At 73.4% G+C, this 6,474-nt stretch carries 6 protein-coding genes; all 6 read left to right on the forward strand.

Going from position 1 to position 6,474, the window contains the following annotated elements; all coding sequences use genetic code 11:
- On the forward strand, positions 1-334 hold a 334-nt coding region (locus C1I97_RS43030; RefSeq protein WP_220040872.1), incomplete at its 5' end, for a hypothetical protein.
- A complete protein-coding gene (locus C1I97_RS43035; protein ID WP_111006006.1) occupies positions 331-921 on the forward strand; it encodes a hypothetical protein in 591 nt (196 codons plus the stop codon). The genes C1I97_RS43030 and C1I97_RS43035, both read left to right, overlap by 4 nt.
- Positions 922-1,169: 248 nt before the next feature.
- Positions 1,170-1,922 carry a thioesterase II family protein gene (locus C1I97_RS28480; RefSeq protein ID WP_111006007.1) on the forward strand — a complete coding sequence of 251 codons (753 nt, stop codon included), beginning with the start codon at positions 1,170-1,172 and terminating at the stop codon, positions 1,920-1,922.
- 863 nt (positions 1,923-2,785) lie between these two features.
- Positions 2,786-3,994 carry a cytochrome P450 gene (locus tag C1I97_RS28485; RefSeq protein ID WP_111006008.1) on the forward strand — a complete coding sequence of 403 codons (1,209 nt, stop codon included), beginning with the start codon at positions 2,786-2,788 and terminating at the stop codon, positions 3,992-3,994.
- Positions 3,995-4,085: 91 nt separating this feature from the next.
- The gene (locus tag C1I97_RS28490) at positions 4,086-5,435 is read left to right on the forward strand and encodes a serine hydrolase domain-containing protein (protein ID WP_111006009.1); all 1,350 of its coding nucleotides are present in this window, start codon (positions 4,086-4,088) and stop codon (positions 5,433-5,435) included.
- Positions 5,436-5,583: 148 nt separating this feature from the next.
- A partial coding sequence (locus C1I97_RS28495; RefSeq protein WP_146608318.1) for an AMP-binding protein occupies positions 5,584-6,474 on the forward strand: 891 nt, incomplete at its 3' end.

The following is a 6,474-nucleotide window of genomic DNA, read 5'->3' on the forward strand; positions in this document are numbered from 1 at the left end:
AGTCCCGCGAGGTGACCCTGCCGCTGCCCCAGACGTCGGGGCGAAGGGGGGCCGGCTCGTCCACCCCGACGTCTGGGGCAGCGGCAGGGTCACCTCGCGGGACTCCGTCCTCGTGCCGTACGCGGGGTCGGCCCTGGAGCCCCGTACCCGCTATCACTGGCAGGTACGTGTCCGGGACGCCTCGGGGAAGGCGTCGGAATGGAGCGCCCCGTCCTGGTGGGAGACGGGGCTCGACGACTGGTCGGCGCGCTGGATCGCCGCGCCCGCCGCGCTGGTCGGCGCGCCCGGCCTCGAGGACACCTCGTGGATCTGGTTTCCCGAGGGGGCCCGGTGAGCAGCGCACCGGCCGGTACCCGCTGGTTCGGGGCCCGCGTCGAGGTCCCGCCCGGTGTCACCCGCGCACGCCTGGTGACGAACGCCGACGACGGCTACACGGCGTACGTGAACGGTGTGCAGGTGGCCCACGCGGACGCGGACGGCGCCGAGAACTGGCGTCGTCCCGCCCTCACCGACGTCACGGCGCGGCTCGGCTCCGGTACGGCCGTCCTCGCGGTCGCGGCGACGAACGCCTCGGAGAGCCCCGCGGGCCTCCTCGTCGCCCTGGAGCTGACGTCGGCGGACGGCACGGTGCGCTCGGTGCCCGCCGGCGCCGACTGGAGAGCCGATGACAAGGAGCCGCCGGGGAGTTGGACCGCACCGGAGTTCGACGACGACGCCTGGTCGGCGGCCAAGGTGCTCGCCGTGTGGGGCTCCGGGCCCTGGGGCGAGGTGACCCCGGCCCACGCCCCCGCCGAGGTCTGGATTCCCGTCGCTGAAGGCGGCGCGGACCAAGTCGCCCATGGCACAGCGAAGTTCCTGCGCACGGAGGACGGCTGCGCCGTCTTCGCCGCTTCCCCGGGACGTCACGAGTTCGCCACCTGATCTGTCGGGCGGCGGCGACTGCCCGCCGACCGCGGCCCTTGCCGTCACCGGGCAAACCCGGTTCCCGGCGGACGAAGGTCACGTACCGGCCGGTCTCTGCCGCCCCCCGGCACCGGACACCTGGCAGTCGCGCCCCGCGAGGTGCCCCTCGACGGTCGGCGCACGGGCACCGTACGGTCGGCGATGGCCACACCGGATCGGCCGGGCACGCCAACCCCGGCCACAGGGAAGAAGGGCGGGCAGCGCCGATGGAGGGCAAGGACCCCTGGATCAGACCTCTGCGCGGTGCCGTGCCACCCCGCGTGCGCGTGCTCTTCTTTCCGCACGCCGGTGGCGCCGCCTCGTTCTACGCGCCGTTCGCGCGGCGTTTCCCCGAGGGGTACGACGTCGCGGCCGTTCAGTACCCGGGGCGGCAGGAGCGCTTCGCTGAACCGTTCGTGGCGACCGTCGAAGGACTCGCCGACCGGCTGATGCCGTCCCTGCGGCGATGGGCGGCGGAGCCCGTGCCGCTGGTGCTGGTCGGCCACAGCATGGGGGCGTCCGTCGCCTTCGAGTCGGTACTCCGGCTCGGGCGCGACCGGTTGACGGCACACTGCCGTCTCGTCGTCTCCGGCCGGACCGCCCCGTCGGCACCGCGCGAGATCCCGGCTTTCGACTCCGATCAGGAGATCCTCGACCACCTTGCCGGTCTCGGCGGCACCGACCCGGCGATCGTCCGCAGCCCGGAACTCATGGACCTGTTCCTGCCCGTCCTACGCAACGACTACCGGGCGGTCACCCGGTACCGGCCGGTCCCCGACGCCGTGGTGAACACGCCCGTCCTCTGCCTGACCGGGGACCGGGACCCGCGGGTCGCGCCGGAGGAGGCCGCAGCCTGGAAGAGTCACACCACGGCCGGTTTCCGGCTGGAGATCCTCCCCGGGGAGCACTTCTTCCTGACGGACCATCCGGACACCGTCGTGCGGCTCGTCGCCGAGTGCGCCGACGCCGACGGGCGATGACGGGCGGCGTGTCGAGGCTCGCTGGGGCTCGTGGGGGCTCGCGGTACTGCCGCGAGTTCGTTTGGCGTACGCCCGCGCACGTGCGGTGACCTTGAGCACCGGTGGCTTCCTCCGTGCGCCAGGTCGTTCCCCGTGCCGGGCGGTGTTCGGACATGCCGGATCCGGCCGGCCCCAAGGGGACAAGCGTCCATGAGTCCGAGGTGAACGGTGCAGGTGGTGGCGGTCATGGCCCGGTTGCCGAGAGGAAAGTCAATTTCCCTTTGATGCAAGGGGTTTGGGTGTGGAACGGCGGGATACACGCCCCTGGCGGTGGGCCGCTGACGGGCCGTCCCCCTTCGGTTTCGGGGGGTTGCCATAACGTGACCCGACGTGAAAACTGTGAGCGCATTCGGCTCGGATGAATCGTGTCGAAGCGCTTTCTTGGCACGCAAAGCACTGAATCGTGAGACAGGAGAGTCCTGCGCAGGGCTGCTGCGCGGGGGGAAGTCACGGGGGGATGCAGTGATGTCTGCTTGGTGCCCGAGGCACGTGTCACCAGACTGCGGGCGTGCGGGCCTGCCGGCCGCACGGCGGACGTCCGGACCGCTCGGAACCGCAGCCCTGCCGTACGGAACCTGTCCCCGGGCTTCCTGACGCCCCCGGGGGCCACCCGCGTTCCGTGAAGGGAGGACGGGCGGGTCGTTCCCGAGCGGCGGTCGGCCCAGCCCGACCACGAGTCGGCCACCTGGCGCGGAGCGAGGGCTGCCGCGCGGTGCCACGCCCGTTGACCACGCCCATGACGGCCACGGCTTCCTGCCCGGCGAACCCGCGGCACCGCCGGTGACCCACCGCCGGGCCCGCGCGTCCTCACCCAAGGAGAAACGGTGACAAGCACACGACTGTCCGGGACCGAATCGCCCCTGGACGCGTTACCCGACCGGTGGCGGTCCTTGCACGAGGCGGGCCCCGTGGCCTACGACGAAGGGCAGGGGCAGTGGCGTGTCGTGGATTACCAGGGGGTCGCCGCCGTCCTCGCCGACCCGGCGACGTATTCCTCCGACCTCACGCCGATCGCCCCCACCCAGCAGGACTTCGAGACCTTCCGGCAGGGCAACTTCGTCGGCATGGACCCGCCGAAACACCGCAAACTCCGCACCTTGGTGAGCCAGGCCTTCACCCCGAGAGTGGTCCACGGGCTCGAACCGCGCATCGAGGCCGTGTGCGCGCGCCTGCTCGACGGTGTCGCCGACCACGACCGGTTCGACCTGGTCGACACCCTCGCCTACCCCCTGCCGATCATCGTGATCGCCGAACTCCTCGGCATCCCCGCCGACGACCACAGACTGTTCCAGGAGTGGGCCGGCACCCTCTTCGGTGGCGACCAGCTCGGCGACAGCCTCGACATGGCCGACCTGGAACGGGCGCTGGAGGCCATCGCCCCGACCGTGCGCGAGATGAACGGCTACGTGCTGGACCACATCCGGCACCGGCGCGCCCACCCCGGGGACGACCTCACCAGCAGACTCCTCACCGCCGAGGTGGACGGAACGCGCCTGGCGGACGAGGAGATCGTCGGGTTCGTCGCCCTGCTGCTGGTCGCCGGGCACATCACCACCACCGCGCTGCTCGGCAACGCCGTGGTCCTCTTCGACCGGCATCCCGCTCCCCTCGCCCTGCTGCGCGAGAACCCCGGCCGGCTGCCGGACGCCGTCGAGGAAGTACTGCGCTGGCTGCCGCCCTTCCCCGAGCTGGGACGGCGCACCACCCGGCCGGTGGTGCTCGGCGGCCACGAGATCCCGGCCGACACCCTGCTGATGGCGCACCTGGGTGCCGCCAACCGTGATCCCGCCCGCTTCACCGCTCCGGACGCCTTCGACGTGGCCCGCAGTCCGAATCCCCATCTGACCTTCGGCCACGGCATCCACTTCTGCTTCGGCGCGCCCCTGGCCCGGCTGGAAGCACGGATCGCGCTGCATATGCTGATGGAACGTTTCTCCGCCCTCGCGGTCCCTTCTTACGACGACGTCACGTACCAGAACCCGGCCGTCATCGTCGGCGTACGCCATCTGCCGATCGCCGTCACCAGACCGTGACGCGCGTCGACACGCGCAGGTCCCGCACCGCTCACCCGCGGGCCGGCCGTGTTCTCTCCCCGCACCCGCTCTCACCAGGAGTTCCCTTCTCATGCCGTACCCCACCGCCGCTCCGGCCGCCGACCGGCCGCCGTCCCCGCCGCGCCAGGAGTTGCAGAGCCGCCTCGACTCCCTCGCGCGTGCCCACCGCGTGCCCGGCGCCCAACTGGCCGTCCACACCGGCACGCACACCCTCAGCGTGCACACCGGCACGGCCGACGCCCTGACGGGAACCCCGTTCACCGCGGACACGGCCGTACCCCTGGGCTCCGTCACCAAGCTCGGCACGGCCGCCGCCGTGCTGCTCCTCGCCGACGACGGGGACCTCGACCTCGACGAGCCCACCGCCGCATTACTGCCCGAATTACGGTTACTGCCCGAGGTGACCGTGCGTCACCTGCTCAGTCACACCGCCGGCCTGCCCACCGGACCCGACTCCGACAGTGCCGCCGGCACCACCACCACGCGTTACCTCTCGGCGGTCTGCACCGCGCAGAGCGCCCTGTTCCCGCCGGGAACCGGCTTCTCCTACTCCAACGCCGGCTACGTCGCCGCCGGCCGGCTCCTGTCCGAAGTGACGGGCATGACCTGGCAGGAAGCGCTGCGAGCGCTCCTCCTCGAACCCCTGGGCATCGTCCCCGCCTTCCTCGGCGACGCCGCCCCCGCGCGGCCGGTCGCCACCGGACACGCACTCAACACGGCCACGGGACTGGTGCGCCCGGCCCACCAGAACCTCGCCCCGGTGGAGGCTCCGGCCGGAGCCCTGCTGGCGAGCGCCGAGGACCTGGTGGCCCTGGGGAGGGCCGTCATCGGCCGGTCCACCGCCCTGCCCGCGTCCGTCGCCGCCCGGATGCGCCGTCCCGAACCGGCCGCCGACCCCGGTGCCCTGGCGGACTCCTGGGGCCTGGGCCTCGCCCTCTTCCAGCAGGACGGCCGCGTGTGGTGCGGACACGACGGGAACGCCCAGGGCACCTCCTGCCATCTGCGGGCCGAGCCGGACAGCGGCGTCGTCGTCGCCTTCACCGGCAACGCCGGCGGCGCCACCGCCCTGTGGCGGGACCTCACCGCCGACCTCGCCCGGCTCACCGGCATACGCGTGCCGACCGCCCCGGCCACCGCCCGCCGCGGTCCCGCCGTACCGCTGCCGGAGTGCGCCGGCACCTACCGCAACGGGGGCACCGAGTACGCGGTCAAGCTCGACGGGGACGGCACGCCGACCCTGTCCGTCGACGGCGACTACCCCATTCCACTGGTGTGTTACCCGGATCTGTCCTGCGATCTGGTCGACCCGGCAACCGGCCGGCACGAGCCCGGCGGCCGCTTCCACCGCGACCCCGCCACCGGGACCATCGACCGCCTGCAGATATCCGGACGCACCGCACGCCGCACCGGCACCGTCTGACCGCGCCCGCGTCCCGCACCCGCCCCGTACGCCCGGACCCCCGCACCGCTCTGGTGTGCCCGCGCACCGCTTTGGTGTGCCCGCGGGCTGCCCGAGACCGGCGCGCCGGGTCCGCGCGCCGCCCCCACGGCCGAAGGACTTCACCCCGATGACGGACCTGCACGCCCAGCGCCCCGCCGCGCCCGCCTCCGCACCGGCCGGCACCACCCCGCCGAACCACGCGGACCACGCCACCCGACACATCCCGCTCGGTGAGCTGTTCACCGGGTGGGTGACGCGCGACCCGCACGCCCCCGCGGTGACCGACGGCCGGCGCACCTGGTCGTACGGGGAACTCGCGCGGCGGGCCGGCCGCCTCGCCGCCCACCTCGTCGCGAGCGGCGCCGGACCGGAGCGGACGGTGGCGCTGGTCCTGCCGCGCTCGATGGAACTGATCGCCGCCGAGCTGGCCGTGGCCCTGACCGGTGCCGCCTTCCTCCCCGTGGACCCCGGCTATCCGGCCGAACGGCGTGCCCTGATGCTCGCCGACGCCGCACCGGCCGTCGTCCTGGACGACCCGGGCCGGGTCCGCGCGCTGATGGACGCCGGGGACCAGTTGATGGACGCCGGGGACCAGTTGATGGACGCCGGGGACCAGGAGGCGAACCCGGCCGGGGGGCGGGTGCTCCCCGACCACGCGGCGTACGTCATCTTCACCTCCGGCTCCACCGGCACCCCCAAGGGCGTCACCGTCACCCATCGCGGCATCGGCGCCTTCGCCGCGGCCGCCGCCGAGCGGTACGCCGTCGGCCCGGGCGACCGCGTGCTGCAGTTCTCCTCACCCAGCTTCGACGCCTCCGTACTGGAGCTGTGCATCTCCGTCCTGTCCGGCGCCCTGCTGGTCGTACCGCCGGACGGGCCCTGGCTGGGCGACGAGCTGGCCACCGTCCTGGACGAGCACCGCATCACCCACGCCCTCATACCGCCCGCCGCCCTCGCCACCCTGCCCGACCCGGCGGACACCGGCGGCGCGCCGCCGGTGTCCGCCGGGTCGGGCAGG

The organism is Streptomyces sp. NTH33, from assembly GCF_003236365.1.
Taxonomy (GTDB): Bacteria; Actinomycetota; Actinomycetes; order Streptomycetales; family Streptomycetaceae; genus Streptomyces.